Origin of the sequence: Arthrobacter sp. zg-Y916 (assembly GCF_020907385.1) — a bacterium.
GTDB lineage: Bacteria > Actinomycetota > Actinomycetes > Actinomycetales > Micrococcaceae > Arthrobacter_B > Arthrobacter_B caoxuetaonis.
Window position 1 is genome coordinate 266,325 of record NZ_JAJJOD010000003.1, and the last position, 20,656, is coordinate 286,980.

At 66.0% G+C, this 20,656-nt stretch carries 19 protein-coding genes; 6 read left to right on the top strand and 13 right to left on the bottom strand.

Translation table 11 applies throughout. The annotated features are described in order from the left end of the window. Nucleotides 1-10: 10 nt before the first annotated feature. On the bottom strand, nt 11-859 hold the full coding sequence (locus tag LOC59_RS08235) for a nitrilase-related carbon-nitrogen hydrolase (protein ID WP_227895694.1): 849 nt from the start codon (nt 857-859) through the stop codon (nt 11-13). Between the two features lie 344 nt (nt 860-1,203). On the opposite strand from LOC59_RS08235, the gene LOC59_RS08240 reads away from it, so the two are divergent. Genes LOC59_RS08240 through LOC59_RS08250 form a run of 3 tightly spaced genes read left to right on the top strand, consistent with a single transcriptional unit; the run spans nt 1,204 to nt 4,068 of the window. Further along, nucleotides 1,204-2,235 carry a putative F420-0 ABC transporter substrate-binding protein gene (locus tag LOC59_RS08240; RefSeq protein WP_229971410.1) on the top strand — a complete coding sequence of 344 codons (1,032 nt, stop codon included), beginning with the start codon at nt 1,204-1,206 and terminating at the stop codon, nt 2,233-2,235. Then, nucleotides 2,228-3,286, top strand: a complete 1,059-nt coding sequence (locus tag LOC59_RS08245) for a putative F420-0 ABC transporter permease subunit (protein WP_442860575.1) — start codon at nt 2,228-2,230, stop codon at nt 3,284-3,286. The genes LOC59_RS08240 and LOC59_RS08245 overlap by 8 nt, the downstream gene beginning before the upstream one ends. Beyond that, a complete protein-coding gene (locus LOC59_RS08250; RefSeq protein ID WP_229971413.1) occupies nt 3,283-4,068 on the top strand; it encodes an ABC transporter ATP-binding protein in 786 nt (261 codons plus the stop codon). The genes LOC59_RS08245 and LOC59_RS08250 overlap by 4 nt, the downstream gene beginning before the upstream one ends. Here LOC59_RS08250 and LOC59_RS08255 read toward each other — a convergent pair. Genes LOC59_RS08255 through hisS form a run of 3 tightly spaced genes read right to left on the bottom strand, consistent with a single transcriptional unit; the run spans nt 4,055 to nt 7,419 of the window. Further along, nucleotides 4,055-5,011, bottom strand: a complete 957-nt coding sequence (locus tag LOC59_RS08255; RefSeq protein ID WP_227916657.1) for a coenzyme F420-0:L-glutamate ligase — start codon at nt 5,009-5,011, stop codon at nt 4,055-4,057. The two genes, LOC59_RS08250 and LOC59_RS08255, sit on opposite strands and share 14 nt — an antisense overlap. Further along, a complete protein-coding gene (locus LOC59_RS08260; RefSeq protein ID WP_227916656.1) occupies nt 5,008-6,012 on the bottom strand; it encodes a TIGR03557 family F420-dependent LLM class oxidoreductase in 1,005 nt (334 codons plus the stop codon). The genes LOC59_RS08255 and LOC59_RS08260 overlap by 4 nt, the downstream gene beginning before the upstream one ends. A 48-nt stretch (nt 6,013-6,060) precedes the next feature. Next, nucleotides 6,061-7,419, bottom strand: a complete 1,359-nt coding sequence (gene hisS, locus LOC59_RS08265) for a histidine--tRNA ligase (RefSeq protein ID WP_229971415.1) — start codon at nt 7,417-7,419, stop codon at nt 6,061-6,063. 206 nt (nt 7,420-7,625) lie between these two features. Between hisS and LOC59_RS08270 the strand changes: the two genes are divergently transcribed. The 3 genes from LOC59_RS08270 (at nt 7,626) to LOC59_RS08280 (ending at nt 10,598) form a co-directional block, all read left to right on the top strand. Next, on the top strand, nt 7,626-8,399 hold the full coding sequence (locus LOC59_RS08270) for a peptidylprolyl isomerase (protein ID WP_229971417.1): 774 nt from the start codon (nt 7,626-7,628) through the stop codon (nt 8,397-8,399). A 52-nt stretch (nt 8,400-8,451) separates the two neighbouring features. Continuing rightward, nucleotides 8,452-9,882 (top strand): DUF349 domain-containing protein, encoded by a 1,431-nt coding sequence (locus LOC59_RS08275; protein ID WP_227895687.1) that lies wholly within the window; start codon nt 8,452-8,454, stop codon nt 9,880-9,882. A 101-nt stretch (nt 9,883-9,983) separates the two neighbouring features. Continuing rightward, nucleotides 9,984-10,598 (top strand): hypothetical protein, encoded by a 615-nt coding sequence (locus LOC59_RS08280; protein WP_227895686.1) that lies wholly within the window; start codon nt 9,984-9,986, stop codon nt 10,596-10,598. Here LOC59_RS08280 and LOC59_RS08285 read toward each other — a convergent pair. The 9 genes from LOC59_RS08285 to pdxT all read right to left on the bottom strand — a co-directional run bounded on the left by LOC59_RS08285 (nt 10,595) and on the right by pdxT (nt 20,637). Further along, nucleotides 10,595-12,772, bottom strand: coding sequence for a RelA/SpoT family protein (locus LOC59_RS08285; RefSeq protein WP_227916731.1), 2,178 nt, complete (start codon nt 12,770-12,772; stop codon nt 10,595-10,597). The two genes, LOC59_RS08280 and LOC59_RS08285, sit on opposite strands and share 4 nt — an antisense overlap. A 382-nt stretch (nt 12,773-13,154) precedes the next feature. Continuing rightward, nucleotides 13,155-14,177: a protein translocase subunit SecF gene (secF, locus tag LOC59_RS08290; RefSeq protein ID WP_227895685.1), complete on the bottom strand. Its 1,023-nt coding sequence runs from the start codon at nt 14,175-14,177 to the stop codon at nt 13,155-13,157. Next, entirely contained in the window at nt 14,177-16,015 is a 1,839-nt protein-coding gene (secD, locus tag LOC59_RS08295) for a protein translocase subunit SecD (protein WP_227916652.1), read from the bottom strand. Before secD ends, secF begins: the two co-directional genes overlap by 1 nt. Nucleotides 16,016-16,102: 87 nt before the next feature. Further along, nucleotides 16,103-16,585 (bottom strand): preprotein translocase subunit YajC, encoded by a 483-nt coding sequence (locus LOC59_RS08300; protein ID WP_227895683.1) that lies wholly within the window; start codon nt 16,583-16,585, stop codon nt 16,103-16,105. Between the two features lie 196 nt (nt 16,586-16,781). Beyond that, nucleotides 16,782-17,840 (bottom strand): Holliday junction branch migration DNA helicase RuvB, encoded by a 1,059-nt coding sequence (gene ruvB, locus LOC59_RS08305; RefSeq protein ID WP_331460424.1) that lies wholly within the window; start codon nt 17,838-17,840, stop codon nt 16,782-16,784. A gap of 1 nt (nt 17,841) precedes the next feature. Further along, entirely contained in the window at nt 17,842-18,471 is a 630-nt protein-coding gene (gene ruvA, locus LOC59_RS08310; RefSeq protein WP_229971419.1) for a Holliday junction branch migration protein RuvA, read from the bottom strand. 83 nt (nt 18,472-18,554) lie between these two features. Next, entirely contained in the window at nt 18,555-19,163 is a 609-nt protein-coding gene (gene ruvC / locus LOC59_RS08315; RefSeq protein ID WP_227895681.1) for a crossover junction endodeoxyribonuclease RuvC, read from the bottom strand. 7 nt (nt 19,164-19,170) lie between these two features. Then, nucleotides 19,171-19,926 (bottom strand): YebC/PmpR family DNA-binding transcriptional regulator, encoded by a 756-nt coding sequence (locus LOC59_RS08320; RefSeq protein WP_055240948.1) that lies wholly within the window; start codon nt 19,924-19,926, stop codon nt 19,171-19,173. A gap of 3 nt (nt 19,927-19,929) precedes the next feature. After that, entirely contained in the window at nt 19,930-20,637 is a 708-nt protein-coding gene (gene pdxT / locus LOC59_RS08325; RefSeq protein ID WP_227895680.1) for a pyridoxal 5'-phosphate synthase glutaminase subunit PdxT, read from the bottom strand. Between the last annotated feature and the right edge of the window lie 19 nt (nt 20,638-20,656).

Consider the following 20,656-nt stretch of genomic DNA (forward strand, 5'->3'; position numbering starts at 1 on the left):
GGGGGTGCAGCTACGGGGCGGTGATCGGGTCGTAGGCGTCGGGGCGGCGGTCCCGGTAGAACTGCCAGTTGTTCCGGGCTGTGCGGACCAGCTCCATGTCCAGGTCCCTGATCATCAGTTCCTCGCCGTCCCGGGCCCCGACCTCACCCACGTAGTTGCCCTGCGGATCGGCGATGTAGGAGGTCCCGTAAAAGTCCACGGCTTCTTCGCCGAATTCATTGGTCTCTTCGCCCACCCGGTTCGGCACCACCACGAAGTAACCGTTGGCTGCCGCTGCAGTAGGCTGCTCGAGTTCCCACAGCCGGTTCGAAAGTCCCGGCTTCGAAGCATTGGGATTGAAGACGAGCTGGGCGCCGTTGAGTCCCAGGACCCGCCACCCTTCGGGGAAATGACGGTCATAACAAATAGTGACGCCGACTTTGCCGACAGCGGTGTCGAAAACGGGCCAGCCGAGGTTTCCGGGCCGGAAATAGAACTTCTCCCAGAACTTCTCCACGTGGGGAATGTGGTTCTTGCGGTACTTGCCCAAATACGTTCCGTCGGAGTCGATGACTGCCGCGGTGTTGTAGTAGACGCCGGGCTGGTCCTCCTCATAGACCGGGAGGATGATGACCATGTTGTGTTCAGCCGCGAGCTTCGAGAAGCGCTCGGTCAGCGGACCGGGTACAGCCTGTGCATATTCGTAGTACTTGCTGTCCTGGACAATTCCGAAGTACGGCCCGTGGAACAGTTCCTGGAAACAAATAACCTGCGCACCCTCAGCGGCCGCCCGGCGGACGAACTCCTCATGCTTGGCGACCATTGATTCTTCGTCGCCGGTCCAAGTGGTCTGGGTCAGTGCAGTTCGAACGATTGTCAAAGCAGACTCCCTATTCCGGCCGGCATAGTGCTGCCGCCTGTTTCGAAAAGACCGGTGAAGGTCTTTGTCCATAATTTGCCTCCAACATTTCTCCTGCGTTTCGGAGGCATTAAAGCTGTGGAGCAACTGTGTTCTCCGTGCCCGACATCCTTGGCTAACCGGACGAGTTCTGCAAGAGTGTAGAAATCGCCGCCGGTCCGCTTTCATTCCGGCGGCTGGCATCTGATGCCCGGCTGGTCTGCTGGGATCTGCCGGCCTTGATTTGGGCCCTGGCCGCTTTTTCTTTCCCGCGTGCGCAGCAGCTCCCGCGGGACCGCCCGCCCAGAGAAGCCCAGCGAGGTCCCATGACTTCCTTGTTTCGTTCCGCCCTGCACCATCGAGCTGCCAGACGCATTTTCTTCCCCGCCACTGCAGCGGCCGGCGTCCTGCTCCTGGCAGGCTGCTCCGTTCCGGCAGACACCGCCCGGGCCGCCGAAGGAAGCACCCTCGAGACCACCAGCACCGGCGTGCACTACCCGCTGGAGCTGGACAACTGCGGAACCGCTGTCTCCCTGCAGGCGCCGCCTGAAAGGGTGGTCACGATCAAATCCACCTCCACCGAACTGCTCCTGGCACTTGGCCTTGGGGACAGGATCGTGGGCACGGCGTTCTCCGACGGCCCGGTGCCGCAGGCCTGGGACGGCGACGCCCCTCCGGTCCTCGCCGGGAAAGTTCCGTCCCTCGAGGCGGTGCTGTCGCTGGCACCTGACCTGATCTTCGCCGGATGGGAATCCAACTTCTCCGCCGACGGGGCGGGGCAACGCAGCCAGCTGACGGACTTGGGGGTGCAGAGCTACGTCTCGCCTGCCGCGTGCCAGGGGAACGGCTACCGGCCCAGTCCGCTCACGTTCGACGATGTCTTCGCCTCGATTGAGGAGGCCGGGGACGTTTTTGGGGCGCCGGAAGCTGCTGCCGAACTGGTTCGGGAACAGCGGACGGAGCTGGATGCGGTTGTTCCCTCCGGCAAGGGCTACAGCGCCCTCTGGTACAGCTCGGGATCCGACACGCCCTTTGTGGGCGCCGGAAGCGGAGCGCCGGCTCTGCTGATGGAAGCGGCCGGACTGGAGAACATTGCCGATGGAATCGATGCCGGATGGAGTCCTTATTCCTGGGAGGCCGTTGCCGAAGCGGATCCCGACGTGATTGTGCTCGTTGACTCGGCGTGGGGCAGCACAGACAAGAAGAAATCGGTCCTGGAAGCCCATCCGGTCATCTCGCAGCTCGCCGCCGTTCGCGAAGGACGCTACCTGGTGGTGCCCTTCGCGGCGTCGGAGGCCGGGGTACGCAACGTTGAGACGGTCCGGTCCCTTAGCGAGCAGCTGGCTGCCCTTGACTGAGACCCTCCCCCGGACCTTCGTCCCAGGGCGCCGGGAGCCCGCACCCCGCACCGCTTCCCGGCGCAGCTGGCTGGTGGCCGCCGGTCTCTCCGCGGCTCTGGCGGCAGCAGTCCTCTGGGCGCTGACCGTCGGGCCGGCAGGATTGGGCGTGCGCGAGGCGTGGCTGGCCCTGACCGCACCGGGCAGCGGCTCGCTGACTCCGCTGCAGGAAGCCATTGTGCGGGACCTAAGGCTTCCCCGCATCCTCACAGCCGCCGCCGTCGGCGCCGGCCTGGCGCTGTGCGGGGCGGTCATCCAGGCCCTGACCCGCAATCCCCTGGCCGACCCCTACCTGCTGGGACTGAGTTCCGGCGCGAGCTTCGGCGCCGTCACCGTGCTGCTCCTGGGTGCCGCCGTCGTCCTTCCGGCCGCAGCCTTCACCGGGGCCATGCTGGCCATGGTGCTCACGCTGAGCCTCGCCGGTGCGCTGGGCACCATCACGCCCACCAGGACCGTACTGGCCGGACTGGCGGTCTCCTCGCTGGCAGCTGCTGCCACCTCCTTCGTGGTGTTCTGGACGGCGCAGGGGGATTCCTACCGCGAGGTCCTGGGCTGGCTGATGGGATCGCTCGCCGGAACCGGATGGAACACGGTGGCCATTGCACTGCCGGTACTGGCCGTCGTAGGTCTTCCCCTGATGCTCTGCGGCCGGATCCTCGACGCCTTCGCTTTCGGTGATACCGCCGCCGCTGCCCTGGGCATCCATGTTCCGGCGGTGCGGTGGGTGCTGTTGGGCGCCACGGCGGTACTGACCGGTGCCATGGTGTCGGTCAGCGGGTCAATCGGCTTCGTCGGATTGGTGCTGCCGCACGCCGTCCGCCTGCTGACCGGGTCCCGGCACCGCGTGCTGCTCCCCCTCAGCGCCCTCGCCGGCGCGCTCTTCCTGGTGCTGGCCGATACGGCGGCCCGGTCCGTGTTTGACCCGCGGGAGATTCCGGTGGGGATCGTCACGGCGCTGATTGGAGCACCGGTGTTCATTATGCTGCTGCTGCGGCGCAGGAGGATTGGATGAAGCACACGCAGAGCCTCGACACGAGCCGGGTGACGCTGGCCCGCGGCGGCAGGATGCTCATTGACGGAGTGGACTGCAGCATCCGGTCCGGAACGCTGACCGGGATCCTGGGACCCAACGGTGCCGGGAAGTCGACGCTGCTCCACCTGCTGGCCGGAATCCTGATTCCCGATTCAGGGACGGTACTGCTCGGCGGTGTTCCCCTGGCCGGCGTCGGCCGGCGCGCCCGGGCCCGGCGCATCGCCCTGGTCGAACAGGCCCTGCCCACCGACGTCGCCCAGCCGGTGCGGGACCTGGTGCTGCTGGGCCGCACCCCGCACCGGAGCCTGTTCGCCGCCGACGGGCCAGGGGACCACGACGCCGCAGACCGGGCCCTGCAGGCGGCGGGAGCCGCGGCGCTGGCAGACCGGATGTATGAGACGCTCTCCGGCGGGGAACGCCAGCGGGTACAACTGGCGCGCGCCCTGGCGCAGGACCCGTCACTGCTGCTGCTCGACGAGCCGACCAACCACCTGGACATCGGGGCGCAGCTGGAAACACTGGACCTGCTGGAGAAACTTGCCGCGGACGGCATGGGTATCGCCGCGGCGCTGCATGACATCAACCATGCCTCAGCCAGCTGCTCCCACGTGATCGTGCTGCACCGCGGCCGGGTCGCGGCGGCAGGGGCTACGGCGGCCGTCCTCACCCCGGACCTGATCCGGACCGTCTACGGCGTGGACGCGGCGATGGTTCCCCATCCGCAGACAGGACGTCCGTTCATCGCTTTTAGTCAGCGCTGATGCGTGCCCGGCGGCGTGCCTCGGAGGCAGCCGCTGCATACCCTGCTGCGTAGCCGTCCTCATATCCAGCCGCATGGCCGTCGTCGTACCCTGCGTTGTATCCGGTTTTGGTGCCGGACCGCCGGCCGTCCTCGTAGGCTTCCGTGCTGCCCTGCCGGAACATGTCCTCAGCGGCAGGACGGAGCAGCGCCCGCGCTCCGGGGTCCTTGTCCATACCGCCCACGGTGACCAGCGTGTCCAGTCCGCGGACCAGCGCCACGGGAAGGCCAGCTGCCTTGCCCTTGACCAGGTCTGCGGCCGCAGCGATCTCGTCTGCCACCGCGGACACCGTGGCGGACATCGGCCGGCCCGAGCCGTCCGGCTGCCCGCGCAGGTCCAGCAGCACGCTGATGCCTGCGGCACCGATCGCGGCGTCCGTCTGGCCCTGGCGCCACGGCCGGCCCAGCGTGTCGGTAATGATGACGCCGACGTCGACGCCGAAGTCCCGTTTCAGGCCGCGGCACAGGGCGCGGGCCGAAGCGTCCGGATCCAGCGGAAGCAGCAGCACCGTGCCTTCGGCGGTGTTGCTGGCGTCTACTCCGGCGGCCGCCGCCACGATGCCGAGCCGGTTCTCCACGATGCGCGTGGTGCCGTTCCCGGTCTCCCGGCTGGCCACCACGCGAACCGTTTCCTGCTCAACGGCTTCTTCGCGCCGGTCCGCCGGAACCGTGCGGCCCTCGGCCTTGGACACGATCTTGGAAGTGACGGCGAGGATGTCCCCGCTCCGCAGCTCCCGGCCGCAGGCACGGCCAATCAGCTCGACCAGGTCATCTCCGGCCCGTACTTCGCCGATGCCGCGCACCGGCGTGATGACCAGCCGCCGTGCCGGGGAGGAATCGCCGGCGGGGATGGACGCCTGCTCTGGCTTCGCGGGTGCGCTGGGAAAAGACGGCGCAGTGTTCATCGGTGCAGCTCCGGGAGGACGTCGCGGGAAAAGGTGTCGATCCATTCACGCTGGTTGCGGCCCACGTTGTGCAGGTAGACGCGGTCGAAGCCAAGGTCAAGGAACTTCTGGATGTAGGCGCGGTGGACGTCCGGGTCCTCTGAGATCAGCAGGCGTCCCTCGAAGTCCTCCGGCCGGACGAGCCGGGCCATCTGCTCCAGCTCGAAGGGCGAGCGGATGTCAGCCTTGGGGAACTTCATGCCGCCGTTGGGCCACTCGGTCATGGCGTTGGCCAGCGCTTGCTCATACGTGGGCGCCCAGCTCATGTGCAGCTGAAGAACCTTGGGCATGTTTTCGGGGTCCTTGCCTGCCTCGCGGGCACCGGCGTCGAAGCGTGCGAACAGCCCCTCAATCTTCTCCAGCGGTGCTCCCACCGTGATCAGGCCGTCGGCGTGCTTCCCGGCACGCTTGGCCGTGACCGGACCGGCGGTGGCGACCAGGATCTCGGGTGCAACCTCCGGCATGGTCCAAAGCCGGGTGGATTCCATCTTGTAGAACGTTCCGCTGTGGCGGACATCCTTGCCGGCCAGCGAGGCAGCGAAAAGCTTGGAGATGATCTCAATCGCCTCGAACATCCGGTTGATGCGTTCGGGTGCCTCGGGCCAGTACTGGGCCGTGACGTGTTCGTTCAGCGCTTCGCCGGAACCGAGGCCCAGCCAGTGCCGGCCCGGGTACATGGCCGCCAGGGTCGCGGAGGCCTGGGCCACCATGGCCGGATGCCAGCGGAAGGTCGGAGCTGTCACGCCGGGCCCGATATCTCCCTTGGTACGTTCCCCCAGGGCTGCCAGCACGTTCCAGACAAACGCGGATTGTCCTTGTGCCGGGACCCACGGCTGGAAGTGGTCTGCGGCCATGACGCCCGAAAAACCTCGCTCCTCGGCATACGCGGAAAGTGCCACGGCCTCGGTCGGATGGAACTGCTCGAGCATGGCCGCATAGCCGATCCGCAAGGGGGTTTTCATGCAGCCACTATAGGCCAGCCCCGTAGCTCAATCCGTGACCGGCATGTTTCAGCTGTGCAACATTGCACCCCGCGAAGCGATCTGCGGAAGCAGGTCCTCCGCGGGAGGTGTCCATACGGCAGGATCGGCGGCGCTCTGGTCTCCGGAGCGGATGTCCTTGACCTCATGGCTTCCGTCTTCTGCCGTGAACCAGACGAACGGGATGCCGCGGCGGTCCGCGTACTTGATCTGCTTGCCGAACTTCTCTGCCTTGGCGGCAACCTCGACGGCGATGCCCCGCCCGCGCAGGGCAGCGGCAACATCCTGGGCTGCCGACCACGAATCGTCGTCGGCCAGCGTCACCAGTACCGCGGTGGGCACTGAACGGGAGGCTTCCGCGAAGTCCTGGCTGAGGATGCGCATCACCAGGCGGGTGACACCGATGGAGAGTCCGACGCCGGGGAACGTGCGGCTGCCCTTGGAAGCGAGGGAATCGTAGCGGCCGCCGGAGCAGATGGAGCCAAGCTGCTCGTGGCCCACCAGGACCGTCTCGTAGACAGTGCCGGTGTAGTAATCCAGGCCGCGGGCAATGGACAGGTCCGCAATGACCTTGCCCGGTGCCCGGCGTGATGCCTCGGCGATCACCTGTTCCAGTTCATCCAGGCCGGTCTCAAAAAGTTCGTTTGTTACGCCCAGCGCCCGCACCTCATCCGCGAAGGAGACGTCCTCGGACCGGATGGAGGCGAGCTTGAGGGCCAGTTCAGCCTGCCCGGGTGTGGCACCCAGTTCTTCCTGCAGCAGTTCCGCTACCCGTGCCGGACCCACCTTTTCCAGCTTGTCGATGCTCCGCAGCACGCCGGCGGTGTCCTCAAGACCGATACCGCGGTAGAAACCCTCGGCCAGCTTGCGGTTGTTCACGCGGATCCGGAAATCCGGGATGGGCAGCGCGCCGAGGGCCTCGGCGATCACCAGTGCCAGCTCGACGTCGTACCGGAACGGCAGGTCGCCGTCGCCCACGACGTCGATGTCCGCCTGGGTGAACTCCCGGGCACGCCCTTCCTGGGGGCGCTCACCGCGCCAGACCTTCTGGATCTGGTAGCGGCGGAACGGGAAGGCAAGGTGGCCGGCGTTCTCCACCACATAGCGGGCGAACGGCACAGTGAGGTCAAAGTGCAGGGCCAGCTGGTTCGGGTCCTGCTTACCGGCGGGCTCGCCCTCTTCGGCCTGCAGCCGGCTGAGTGCGTAGACTTCCTTGTCGATTTCGCCCTTGCGGAGCAGCTGGCCCACCGTTTCCACGGCACGGGTTTCGATGTTCGCGAAGCCGTGGAGCTCGAAGGTCCGCCGCAGGACGTCCAGCACATGGAGTTCCACGAGACGCTCCTGCGGTAGCCATTCGGGGAAACCGGACAGTGAGGCCTTGCGTGCCATGCGGGCTGACTCCTTGAGAGTGGATCGGCTCCGGCGGCGGACGCACTGCTGCGCTGCGGCCGGATGACTGGGAATGCACACCTGCGGCGTGCCTAAACTGTGTGCGGCACTCATTTTAGCCTCTCCGGCTGCGCGGGTGCCGCAGCGCATCAGCAAGGCGCCGCCCGGCGGTGCCCCCAGGACCTGTCCCTTCGAAGGAGGCAGCGGTGAAGGTCAACAACCGCACCGACCGTGAAACCCGGCGTCGCGTGGCCCGGATGGAAGCCCGCCGTGCCCTGGCGGCGCAGCAGGGCCGGCGTCGGAAAATGGACAACGTCTATGCCCTGACGGCCGGGGCCCTCGTTTTGGCACTGGCCATCGCATTGCAGGTTTTCTGGTTCTCCTCGAATCCGACGGCCGAGGATCTGGAACTGCTCCAGCGGGACGCGGAGGCCGCCCCGGCAACGTCTGCGCCCTCCGCTATCCCGGATCCTTCCCTTGCCGCAGGGCAGGTATTCGACGGCACCCTGGAACTGAACGGCGAAGAAGTGGAGGTTGAACTCGACGGCAACGCGGCGCCTCAGGCCGTAGCCGTCTTCAAGTCCCTCTCCGACTCGGGGTTCTTCAACGGCAAGGACTGCCACCGGCTCGTGACAGCCGAGACGATGGGAGTGCTGCAGTGCGGCTCCGCCGACGGCACGGGCGCCTCCGACCCGGGGTACCAGTGGGGTCCGGTGGAGAATACTCCGGCGGACGGTGTCTACCCGGCAGGAAGCATCGCCGTGGCCCGGGGTGCCACCGGCGACTCCCACGGCACGCAGTTCTTCATCGCCTACAAGGACTCCGTCATAACGCAGGAAACCGGCGGATACACGATAATGGGTAAGGTAACGTCAGGGCTTGAGGTTTTGGAGACGATCGCCGCATCCGGGGTCGCCGGCGAAACCCAGGACGGCACGCCTCTGGCACCGGTGACGATAGATTCGTTTACCCTGAAGTAATGGCTCAGCGGGATTCGCTCAGCGGCCACCATCGAGTGAAAGACTTTTAGCGGTGACAGACAGTCAGAAATCCGACGAAACCACCGGAGCTGCTCCGGTTGAACAGCGCCCTTCGGCACCGAGTCCTGCCGCTTTTGCGGCACGGCACCCGGCACCGGCACCGGCAGCGCCCCGCCCGGGCGCCGGAACAGCGGCACCGGTGGTGGCCGCTCCGGCGACCCACACCACTGCGCTTGATGAAGCCGCCAAGTTCGCCCGCATCGAAGACGACGGACACGTTTTCCTGCTCGTCAACGGCGAGGAATTCCCGGTTGGGCAGTACCCCGATGCGACACGCGAAGAGGCACTCGCCTACTTCGTACGCAAGTACGACGACGCCATGAGCCAGGTCATCCTGCTGGAGCAGCGGCTGGCTGCGAAGGCGCCGGCCGGTGACATGCACAAGACCCTCAAACACCTCGCCGAGCAGGTTGCCGAACGCAAGATGGTCGGCGACGTCCTGGCGCTCGATGCCCGCATCGCTTCCCTGGAGAACGGCATCAAGGAAGCCGAGGCCGCTGAGCGTGCCGAAGCCGAGGCCGTCCGCGCCCGCGAGCTTGCAGCCCGTGAAGCAATCGTGGCCGAGGCCGAGGAGATCGCTGCCAAGGATCCCGCCACGATCCAGTGGAAGACCAGCAGCAACCGGATGAACGAACTGTTCGAAGCGTGGAAGGCCGCGCAGAAGAACGGTCCGCGCCTGGGACGCAGCAACGAGGACTCCCTGTGGAAGCGGTTCCGTTCCGCCCGCACCGTCTTCGACCGGCACCGCCGCGCGTACTTCTCTCAGCTGGACAGCGAGAATGCCGAAGCCAAGAAGGCCAAGGAAGCACTCATCGCCCGCGCCGAAGCCCTCTCCACCTCGACGGACTGGGGCAACACCGCCGCCGAGTACCGGCTGTTGATGGATGAGTGGAAAGCCTCCAAGCGTGCCAGCCGCAAGGACGACGACGTACTGTGGGCCCGCTTCCGTGCCGCGCAGGACAAGTTCTTTGCAGCACGCCAGGCTGCCAACGAGGTCATCGACGAGGAATTCGCTGCGAACCTGGTCGTCAAGGAGGCACTGCTGAAGGAAGCGCAGGAGATCCTTCCCGTCACGGACCTCAACGCCGCCCGCAAGGCCCTGCAGTCGATCCGTGACCGCTGGGAAGAAGCAGGGAAGGTTCCCCGTGCCGACATGGGCCGGATGGAAGCCGGTATCCGCAAGGTTGAGGAAGCCGTCAAGGCTGCCGAAGACGAGCACTGGCAGCGCAGCAACCCGGAGACGAAGGCACGCACCAACAGCGCGCTGAGCCAGCTGGAAGCCGCTATTGCCTCCCTGAAGGACGAGCTCGCAGCCGCCGAAAAGAACGGCAACGCCAAGAAGATCGCTGATGCCCGCGAAGCGCTGGCCGCACGTGAGCAGTGGCTTGAGACTCTGCGCCGTTCCGCCCAGGACTTTTCCTAGGCACAGCCTGTACTGACACGGCACGAAGGTCCGGTCCCCGCTTATCCACAGGCGGGGACCGGACCTTTCGCTTTAACGGACGGCCGGTACAGTCTGGAGGGATGTCCCAGCCATGGCCGCTAGCCGGCACTATCCCAGAGATCACGTCCACCGGCGGGGCGCTCTTCCACGCGGGGGAACTCTTCTCCGGGCCGGAACTGCACGGGATGTGCCGCGACGGGCTGCTCACCCGCGTGTACGGCTCCACGTACGTGCGGTGGGACGTCCGCCCCGGCCCGCTGGCAAGGGCCCTGGCGGCGCAGCACGCGCTGCCTGCACCTGTCCGCGGGCGCTACGTGTTCGGACGCCTCACAGCAGCATGGATCTTCGGCTGCGCTCCCCCGCCCGCGCGGCTGGCCCTGCTGGCTGATAACCGCCACCGCGGGACAGCGCTGCCGCCGTTCAGCGGCGCCGTCCTGCACGAGGTGGCACTGGGTCCGGCTGACCGTCTGGATCTCGGCGGCGCAGCCGTGACGCAGCCGCTGCGGACCGCCGTCGACGTCGCCCTGCACTGTCCGCTTCCGGACGCCGTCGATGCCCTGGCGCGGATGGCACGTGAGCCCGGCTTGAACGCTTCGCTGGTCTATGTCCGGTCCCTGCTGCTCAGCATGCGCCGCGTGCCGGGGACCAAGCGGGCCCTCGAAGCCGTAGAAGCCGCCGCTGGGCCCCCGGGCTAGACGCGGCGCTGGCTGCCCGTGGTGCGGTAGACGTCGTAAACGCCGTCGATCCGCCGGACGGCGCTGAGGATATGGGTCAGGTACTTCGGATCACCCATCTCGAAGACGAACTTCGACATAGCCACCCGGTCGCTGGAGGTGTTGACGCTCGCGGACAGGATGTTCACGTGATTCTCGGAGAGCACCCGTGTGACGTCCGAAAGCAGGCTCTTGCGGTCCAGCGCTTCAACCTGGATTTCCACCAGGAACACCGAGGACTGCGTAGGTGCCCAGTCCACCGAAACGATCCGGTCCGGCTGGTCCCTCAGTTCCTGGACGTTACGGCAGTCGTTGCGGTGTACTGAGACGCCGGAACCGCGCGTCACGAACCCGACGATCGGATCAGGGGGAACGGGCGTGCAACACCGGGCCAGCTTCACCCAGACATCGCCCACTCCGCGGACGGTGACGCCGGAGTCGGAGAATTTGGGCCGCCGGGCGTTGGCGGAGGAGACCGGAGTCTCGGCCAGGTCCTCTTCGGCTCCCTGGTGCCCGCCCATGAGACCGACCAGGTGTTCGATCACGTTCTGCGCTGAGGTGTGGCCGTCTCCGACAGCGGCGTACAGTGCCGAAATGTCCTGGTGATGGAGTTCCTGGGCCACCGCTACCAGGGCGTCGTGCGTCATCAGGCGCTGCAGCGGGAGGTTCTGCTTCCGCATCCCGCGGGTGAGCAGGTCCTTGCCCTTCTCGATCGCCTCTTCGCGGCGCTCCTTGGTGAACCACTGGCGGATCTTGTTACGGGCCCGCGGACTCTTGACGAAGCCCTGCCAATCCTGGCTGGGACCGGCGCCTTCTGCCTTGGAGGTGAAGATTTCCACCCAGTCACCGTGCTGGAGCTCGCTGTTGAGCGGTACCAGCTTGCCGTTGACCCGGGCACCGATGGTGCGGTGGCCCACCTCCGTGTGCACCGCGTAGGCGAAGTCCACCGGCGTGGAGCCTGCCGGAAGTGCCATGACCTCGCCCTTGGGCGTGAACACGAAGACTTCCCGGGCATTGATTTCAAAACGCAGCGAATCCAGGAATTCATCCGGATCGGAGGTTTCCTGCTGCCAGTCCACCAGGGAGCGCAACCAGCCCATGTCTGAGTTGTCCGGAGCCGGAGCACCGTTCTTGGCACTGTCCTTATACTTCCAGTGCGCGGCAACGCCGTACTCGGCCCGCCGGTGCATGTCATGGGTGCGGATCTGGATTTCCACCGGCTTGCCGCCGGGGCCGATCACCGTGGTGTGCAGCGACTGGTACATGTTGAACTTCGGCATCGCGATGTAGTCCTTGAAACGCCCGGGCAGGGGGTTCCAGCGGGCATGCAGCGCGCCGAGGGTGGCGTAGCAGTCACGGACGGAATCCACGAGGACGCGGACGCCCATCAGGTCATGGATGTCGTCGAAGTCCTTGCCCCGCACAATCATCTTTTGGTAGATCGAGTAATAGTGCTTGGGGCGGCCCGTGATGGTGGCCTTGATCTTCACGTCGTGCAGGTCGTCGGCGATTTGGCTGCGGACGGTGGCGAGGTATTTCTCGCGCTCCGGAGTGCGGTCCCCGACCATCCGGACAATCTCTTCGTAGACCTTGGGATACAAGGCGGCAAACGAAAGGTCCTCAAGCTCCCACTTGATCGTGTTCATGCCCAGCCGGTGGGCAAGCGGAGCGAAGATCTCCAGGGTTTCGCGGGCCTTGCGGGCGGAAGATTCGGGCGAGACAAAGCGCCAGGTCCGTGCGTTATGCAGGCGGTCCGCCAGTTTGATGACCAGCACACGGATGTCCTTGGCCATGGCCACGACCATCTTGCGCACGGTCTCGGACTGGGCTGCGTCGCCGAAGGTGACCTTGTCCAGCTTGGTGACTCCGTCGACCAGCATGGCGACTTCGGGACCGAAGTCGCTGCGGAGTTCATCCAGGGTGTAGGACGTGTCTTCGACCGTGTCATGCAGCAGGGCCGCAGCCAGGGTCGTGCCCGTCATGCCGAGCTCGGCGAGGATCGTCGCCACAGCTACCGGGTGGGTGATGTATGGATCGCCGCTCTTGCGCTTCTGGCCCTCGTGGCTGCGTTCCGCCACCAGGTAGGCACGCTGGATGAGGTCCAGGTCCTCCCGCGGGTTATTGGCCCGGACAGTGCGCAGCAGCGGCTCCAGCATGGGCGAATAGGCAGTTCCGCCGCGGCCGGCCAGGCGGGCAAGGCGCGCCCGGGTGCCGTGACGGCGGACGGGCACCGGGGGTTTCGGGGCCGTTTTTTGGGCAGCCTTGGATGCCGGTTCCGCGGATCCGGAAACCGGCTGGAGGCCGGACGAACCGTTCTTCGAGGATTCTGGCTCCGGCGGATTCACCGTGCCCGGGGCTGCGGATGCACCCCGGTTTTTTCCTGCCTCATCGGCAGGCGTCGCGCTGTCGGCCAACTGCTGCCCTCTCTTCCCGGTATCTGCCCAGTCTATGCCTCCAAACTGTTGTGCTTACACCGCCGGTTCCGTTCTTCCCCCGGGGAGAAGGAACGGAACCGGCGGTTGAGCCCAGCTGGAAGCCCTACGTTGCTGCGGTGGGAACTGCAGCCGAACGGGCGCTGTGTGCGCGCTGGTCATTGACGCGCTTGGCCTGCTTGACGATCTCCGGTTCCTTCCGGCGCAGCCAAGCATAAAGGGGTGCCGCCACGAACAAAGTTCCCAGGGTGCCCAGGATGATGCCGATGAACAGGGCCAGCGACAGGTCCTTCAGGGTGCCGGCGCCCAGGAGGTAGGCACCGATGAACAACACGGACGCCACGGGAAGCACTGCCACCACGGACGTGTTGATGGACCGCACCAGGGTCTGGTTGACCGCCAGGTTCACCTGTTCCGCGAACGTCCGCTTGGTCTGTTTCTCCAGGTTCGCCGTGTTCTCCCGAATCTTGTCGAAGACCACCACGGTGTCATACAGCGAGTAGCTCAACACGGTCAGGAAGCCGATGATCGCCGACGGCGTCACCTCGAATCCGCTGAGTGAGTAGAGCCCCGCCGTCGTGATCATGACGGCGAGCAGTCCGGTGACCGCCGCGAGGGACATTTTCCAGGTGCGGAAGTACAGTGCCATCAAGATGGCGGCAAGGGCCACGAAGACGACGAGGCCTACCAATGCCTGGCGGCTGACGTCATTGCCCCAGGTAGGACCTATGAACGTAGAGGTCACGTTGTCTTCGGTGACGCCGTAGTCCTCGGCCAGTGCGGCCTTGACCTCCAGCGTCTCGTCGTCGCTGAGTTCCTCTGTCTGGATCCGCATGGTGCCCGGGGAAATGTTGGTGACCCGGGGATCGGAGCCGGAGACGACGCCGGCTACCGCTTCTTCGCCCACGGAGACCTCGGTGTTTTCCACACCCGAGACGGTGAATTCGGAACCGCCCCTGAAGTCGATGCCGAGATTGAACCCGCCCTTGACGACGGGAATCAGGATCGAGAGCAGAATGGCGGCAGCTGCGACGATAAACCACAGCTTGTAACGGCCCACGAAGTTGTAGGAGCGCTTGCCGGTGTAAAGCTCATTGCCGAACCTGGCGAATCTGGGGAGCTCGCTCATCAGTTGCCCTCCTTTTCCGCATCGCGGCCGGGACCGGCCATGGAATCCTGCTTGTTCTGCTCGTCCGGCGCTGCGGCCGTGGAGCTCTTGCCGCCATCGGCCTCACGCTGGGCGGCAGCCTCGGCTGCGCGGCGCTCGGCGATGGTCATGCGGCGTTCAGCCTCGCGTGCTGCGCCCTTGTTCTTGCCCTTGGCCGCGGCCGGTGCTGCCGCGGACCCGGAGGCATTCGCAGCTGCATCACCTGCAGGCGCCGGCTCGCGCAGGCGTCCTGCGCCCCGGTACACCGGGACTGCACCAAGACGTGTTGCGTCCAGTCCGGACCACTTGTGGCCCTTGCCGAAGAACTTGGTCTTGGCCAGGAGGACCATCACCGGGTGCGTAAACATAAAGACGACGATGAGGTCGGCGATAGCCGTAAGGCCGAGCGTAAATGCGAAGCCGCGGACGTTGCCGACAGCCACGAAGTAGAGCACGACGGCGGCCAGCAGGTTCACTGCCTTGGAGGCCAGGACGGTGCGCTTGGCACGCTTCCAGCCGTTGTCCACGGCGGACACCAGTCCCCTGCCGTCACGCAGCTCATCGCGGATTCGTTCGAAGTAGACGATGAACGAGTCGGCTGTGAGGCCGATGGCCACAATCAGGCCTGCGACGCCGGCCAGTGACAGCCGGTAGTTGTGGGACCAGCCGAGGATCGCGATGGCCAGGTAAGTCAGGACGCCGGCGACAACCAGGGACGCGATCGTCACGAAGCCCAGCGCCCGGTACTGGAACAGTGAGTACACCGCCACGAGGATCAGGCCGATGATGCCGGCGACCAGGCCCATGCGGAGCTGGTCGGCACCGAGGGTCGCGGAAACCTGCTGTTCGCTCTGGATGTCGAAGCTGATGGGCAGGGCGCCGTACTTCAGCTGCTCGGAAAGCGCCTTTGCGCTCTCCTGGGTGAACTGGCCGGTGATCTGTGCGTTGCCGTCCGTGATCAGCACGTTCATCGACGGTGCGGAGATGACCTGGCCGTCGAGCACAATGGCGAACTGGTTCTGCGGGCTTCCGTCACCGAAGGTCAGCAGACGCTCCGAGACGGCCCGGAACTTCTCCGTACCTTCGCCGTTGAAGTCCAGGTTGACTGCCCACTCGTTCAGGGACTGGCCCTGGCCGGTCTGGGCCATCCCGAAGCTGGCGTCTTCCAGCATGGATCCGGGGACCTCCACCGGACCGAGGATGTACTTGCCGGCGGTGCCCGGCTCGCAGGCAACCATGGCCTGGTCCGCGGGGGCGGGCTCAACGGAGGCTTCAAGCGCTGCCGGGTCCAGGCAGTTGGTGCTCTCGAATTCCTTGTACAGCTCAGGCGTAACCCAGTTCATGTCCGAACCGTTTTCCGGCTCGGCCGTGGGTGCCGGCAGCTGGTCATCCGGCGTCGGCGTCTCCGCGGCAGGAGCCTGTCCGGGCCCGCCCAGGATCACCGAGCGGAACTCCATGGCAGCCGAGGCCTGGATCAACGCACGGGTTTCAGCGGAAGGCGTACCCGGGAGCGAGACGACGACGTTGCGGCCGGACTGCGTGGTGATCTCCGCTTCGGAGACACCGCTTCCGTCCACCCGCTGGCGGATGATCTCCACAGCCTGGTCGAGCTGCTCCTGGCTGATCTGCGTATCACCGCCGGTAACCTTCGGGGCGAGGATCATCTGGGTGCCGCCCTCAAGGTCCAGGGCAAGCTTCGGAGTCCAGGTGGCGTTGCTCCACATGGAGCCGCCGCCGAGCAAAAGGGCCAGGGCAGCAAAAAGGACGCCCAACCAAATGAGCGTCTTTTTCGCGGCCGGGCCGGAGCCGTTTCGAGGCATAAGGGTTTTCCTTTAGGGCGTAAGCGCCGGAGACAGTGTGGTCCGGCGGGCCCGCGGCATCAGTGAAGCCGCAGGCCCTCGGAGAGTCTAGTTGTCTTTCTTGTTCTCGCGGTTCAGGCGCTCGAGAGTTTCCTCGGCAGTCTCCTCCTGCGCGGCAGCGTCGTCGCGTGCGGCGTCAGCAGTTTCCGTGCGCGGAGTTTCACCGGTCAGGGACGAAGCATCATCCGGTACGACAGTTTCCGTCTCTTCTTCCACCGGAGTCGTCGTGACCACCTTGGTGAGGGCCTGCAGGTGGATGGTTGCGGTGTTGCCGGGCGAGAGTTCCAGGACAGCCTTGTTCTCTTCCTGGTCGACGGAGACGATGGTGCCGAACAGGCCGAACTGCGTCATGACCTCGGTGCCCGGAACCATCTGGGTCCGCTGCTCCTGGACGGTCTTCTGGGTCTTCTTCTGCTTTCGGAACATCATGATGATGAACAGGCCAAGAAGAACGGGCAGAAGAAGGCTCGTCAGGTCAAAACCACCCTGGTTGGTGTTTTCGCTGGTCTGGGCCAAGACATTCAAGAACACGAAGGGTTCCGTTTCTGTTGCGGTGTAAAGGTCGGTTAGTCGATCTTGCGCGGCTGCCTGCCGCTCCGGGCTGCCCACCCTGCGCAGGCAGGAGGGCACGCCGGAGGGCGCGAGCGTTTGATCAGTCTAAGGGACAACGCAGCGCCAGCCGCTTAAGTTTCATTCTGCATCTCTTCGGCGGCGTTTGCATCCCGGCTTAGTTCTCCCCGGAAGTACCCGAAACCGGCAGATCCGGCAGGAGCTGCGCGGCGGCGTCGGGCATCTGCAGCCCGAGGTGTTCCCAGGCCGCGCGTGTCGCAATCCGGCCCCGCGGTGTCCTGCCCAGCAGTCCTTCGCGGACCAGGTACGGCTCGGCGACCGTCTCGACAGTCTCCGGTTCTTCCCCGACGGCGATGGCCAGGGTGGAAAGTCCCACCGGTCCCCCGCCGAACTTGGTGACCAGCGCATGGAGCACGGAGCGGTCCAGCCGGTCCAGGCCGCGGGCGTCCACCTCATACATGTCCAGTGCGGCCCCGGCAGAGCGCGCGTCGATCTGGTCGATGCCGTGCACGAGCGCCCAGTCACGCACACGGCGCAGCAGGCGGTTGGCAATTCGCGGCGTACCGCGGGACCGGCCGGCGACCTCCGCAAAGCCCGCCGAGTTCACCTTCATGTCCATGAGCATGGCGGAGCGGCGCAGGACCAGTTCCAGCTCGGGCGTGGAGTAGAACTCCAGGTGGCCGGTGAAGCCGAAACGGTCGCGCAGGGGGCCGGGAAGCAGGCCGGCGCGGGTGGTGGCGCCGACCAGGGTGAACGGCGGGAGGTCGAGCGGGATCGCCGTCGCGCCTGCGCCCTTGCCCACCACGATGTCCACGCGGAAGTCTTCCATCGCCATGTACAGCATTTCCTCGGCGGGACGGGACATGCGGTGGATCTCGTCCAGGAAGAGCACCTCGCCCTCCGTGAGGGAGGAGAGGATGGCGGCGAGATCGCCTGCGTGCTGGATCGCTGGGCCGGAGCTGATCCGCAGCGGTGCATTCATCTCGGCGGCAATGATCATGGACAGGGTGGTCTTGCCCAGACCCGGCGGCCCGGAAAGCAGGACGTGGTCTGCGCTCCGTCCGCGCAGCCGGGATGCTTCCAGCACCAGTGAGAGCTGTTCGCGGACGCGCTTCTGGCCCACGAAGTCGTCAAGGTTCTTGGGGCGCAGCGCGGCTTCGACGGCCTTGTCGTCGGGGTCCGGCGTCGGTGTGGTGAGCGTTTCGGCGGAAGACACTCTAGCCGGCCTGCTTCTGCGGTGCCCGGCGGGTGCCGTCCTGGCCAAGACGCCTGAGCGTCAGGCGGAGGATCTCCGCTACGTTGCCGGAGGCTGCGGCGTCGGGATGCTCCGCAGCGGTGGCGTCTACTGCTGCTGCGGCGTCCTTCTCCGACCAGCCCAGGCCGGTCATGGCGGAGAGCACCTGGTCACTCCAGGCCGGGACGCCGGCGGGAGCTTCCTCGGTGCCGTGCGGCACCAGCTTGTCCGCCAGTTCCAGCACAATCCGGCGCGCCCCTTTGGGACCGATGCCGGACACCTTGCTGAATGCCTTGTCGTCCCCGGTGGACGCGGCCACCCGGATAGCCTCCGGGCTGTGCACCGCCAGGACTGCCAGGGCCAGCCGGGGGCCCACCCCGCTGACGCTGAGCAGCGCCTCGAATACTTCCCGCTCCCCCGGATCCGCGAACCCGAAGAGCGTCATGGAGTCCTCACGCACGATCAGCGCCGTGTGCACCTGTGCTTCCGCCCCGGGCCGGAGCCCTGAGAGGGTTTGCGGCGTCGCCTGGACGAGCATGCCGATGCCGTTGACGTCGAGGACGGCGGAAGAAGGGCCGACGTGCGATACAACACCGCGCAGCGAGGCGATCATGGGGAGACTCCGTGCATTGATCCGATTGCAGAATAGAACATATCTACGAACAGCCTACTGGTCCGGCAGGGATTTCCGGCACTTTAGAAGCGGGCGCGTTTTGCCTTGGCCTCGGCCTCGGCCCAAAGCCGCTGCGCCGCAGTCAGCCCGCCCTGCACCGGACCGCCGCCGGAGGAGGCCGATCCCTGCGTGGCTGCCTGCCCCGGTCCAAGCGCGCCGCGCCGCCACGCATGGGTGATGGCCAGCGCCAGCGCATCGGCGGCGTCGGCCGGCCGCGGCATTTCGGTGAGCCGCAGAATCTTGGTCACCATGCGTCCCACGGCTTCCTTGTTGGCAGAGCCGGAGCCGGTCACCGCGGCTTTCACCTCGGTCGGGGTATGGAGCGCCACCGGAATTCCACGGCGGGCAGCGGCAGCAATAACGACGCCGGAGGCCTGGGCCGTGCCCATCACCGTGGAAACATTGAGCTGGCTGAACACCCGTTCCACGGCAAGAACGTCCGGGGAGTGCGTATCCAGCCACAGCTCAATGGCTTCGGAGATCGCCAGCAGCCGCGCGTCCAGCGCTGTACCGGCTTCGGTCCCCGCGACACCGACGGCCACCAGGGTGGCACGCCGGTTGCCTTCGACGTCCACGACGCCCAATCCGCAGCGGGTCAGTCCCGGGTCAACTCCCAGGACCCGGAGAGGCACGCGGTGCTCAGTCTTCTTCGAGCTGTGCGAGGACGTCTGCTGAAATGTCCGCGTTGGAGTAGACGTTCTGGACGTCGTCCAGGTCCTCCACCGCGTCGACCAGCTTCATGAACTTCCGGGCGTTGTCTGCATCGAGTTCCACGTGCATGGAGGGCAGGAACTCTGCTTCGTCGGTGTCGTACTCGATTCCGGCTTCCTCGAGGGCAGCAACGACGGCCCGCAGGTCCGCGGCTTCGGAGATGATCTCGAAGTTCTCGCCCGCTTCCTTGACCTCGTCAGCCCCGGCGTCGAGCACCGCCATCAGCAGGTCGTCTTCGGTGAGGTCCTTCTTCGGAAGGGTGACCACGCCCTTGCGGGTGAACATATAGGCGACCGAACCCGGGTCGCCCATGTTGCCGCCGTTGCGCGTAACAGCCAGGCGCACCTCGGAAGCGGCGCGGTTCTTGTTATCGGTGAGGCACTCGATCAGCAGAGCAGTGCCCTGGGGTCCGTAGCCTTCGTACATGATGGTCTGGTAGTCGACGGCTTCGCCCAGGAGCCCGGCGCCGCGCTTGACGGCACGGTTGATGTTGTCGATGGGGACCGAGGTCTTCTTGGCCTTCTGCACGGCCAGTTCCAGGCCGGGGTTGCCGGCCATGTCAGCGCCGCCGGCACGCGCGGCTACTTCGATGTTCTTGATCAGCTTGGCAAAGGACTTGGCACGCTTGGCATCAATTACGGCCTTTTTGTGCTTGGTGGTTGCCCATTTCGAGTGGCCCGACATGCTTTACGCGTCTCCTCTGATCATCTGGATAAATAGTTCGTGGATGCGGCGCTCCCCCGTTACCTCCGGATGGAACGAGGTGGCCAGCAGTTTCCCCGAACGCACTGCGACAATTCTAGCGACTGAATCCCTCCCCTTAGCGATGGCTTCCGTGGAGGCCGCCTGCGGGAGGACCTTCGCCAGGACCTGCACCGAGGAGCCTACCTTCTCAACCCACGGTGCGCGGATGAAAACTGCGTGCACAGGCGCAGCCGGCTGTCCCGGCTCCTGCGAGGGGAGGTCCTGGAGCCCGTCGAAGTCCAGGGTGGTCTCGAACGACTCACGCTGGCGGCCAAAGGCGTTGCGCCGGACTGTCAGGTCCAGGCCGCCAAGGGTCTGCTGAGGTTCACCCGCTGCGTCCAGGGCCGGGTCCGTGATCCGGTCCGCCAGGAGGATCATGCCCGCACAGGAGCCATAGACCGGAAACCCATCCCGGATTTTTGCCCGCAGCGGCTCGGCGATGCCGTAGAGCCGCATGAGTTTGTCGATCGTGGTGGATTCCCCGCCGGGCAGGACCAGCCCGTCCAGGGCATCGAGTTCGGACGCCCGCCGGACCGGAATGGTCCGTGCGCCCGCTGCTTCCAGCGCCTGGACGTGTTCGCGGACACCGCCCTGCAGGGCAAGCACTCCCACCAGCGGTGCAGCGGTGGCCCTGGTGGTGATCTCGGTCATTTGACCAGTCTAGGTTGCC

What these genes read in the sequence shown, in the direction of transcription:
- LOC59_RS08285 (WP_227916731.1), bottom strand. Translation starts at nt 12,772, where the DNA reads ATGCTGGAGCCGCTGCTGCGCACTGTCCGGGCCAATAACCCGCGGGAG.
- secF (WP_227895685.1), bottom strand. Translation starts at nt 14,177, where the DNA reads ATGAGCGAGCTCCCCAGATTCGCCAGGTTCGGCAATGAGCTTTACACC.
- LOC59_RS08260 (WP_227916656.1), bottom strand. Translation starts at nt 6,012, where the DNA reads ATGAAAACCCCCTTGCGGATCGGCTATGCGGCCATGCTCGAGCAGTTC.
- hisS (WP_229971415.1), bottom strand. Translation starts at nt 7,419, where the DNA reads ATGGCACGCAAGGCCTCACTGTCCGGTTTCCCCGAATGGCTACCGCAG.
- LOC59_RS08280 (WP_227895686.1), top strand. Translation starts at nt 9,984, where the DNA reads ATGTCCCAGCCATGGCCGCTAGCCGGCACTATCCCAGAGATCACGTCC.
- pdxT (WP_227895680.1), bottom strand. Translation starts at nt 20,637, where the DNA reads ATGACCGAGATCACCACCAGGGCCACCGCTGCACCGCTGGTGGGAGTG.
- ruvA (WP_229971419.1), bottom strand. Translation starts at nt 18,471, where the DNA reads ATGATCGCCTCGCTGCGCGGTGTTGTATCGCACGTCGGCCCTTCTTCC.
- LOC59_RS08240 (WP_229971410.1), top strand. Translation starts at nt 1,204, where the DNA reads ATGACTTCCTTGTTTCGTTCCGCCCTGCACCATCGAGCTGCCAGACGC.
- secD (WP_227916652.1), bottom strand. Translation starts at nt 16,015, where the DNA reads ATGCCTCGAAACGGCTCCGGCCCGGCCGCGAAAAAGACGCTCATTTGG.
- LOC59_RS08320 (WP_055240948.1), bottom strand. Translation starts at nt 19,926, where the DNA reads ATGTCGGGCCACTCGAAATGGGCAACCACCAAGCACAAAAAGGCCGTA.
- LOC59_RS08250 (WP_229971413.1), top strand. Translation starts at nt 3,283, where the DNA reads ATGAAGCACACGCAGAGCCTCGACACGAGCCGGGTGACGCTGGCCCGC.
- LOC59_RS08255 (WP_227916657.1), bottom strand. Translation starts at nt 5,011, where the DNA reads ATGAACACTGCGCCGTCTTTTCCCAGCGCACCCGCGAAGCCAGAGCAG.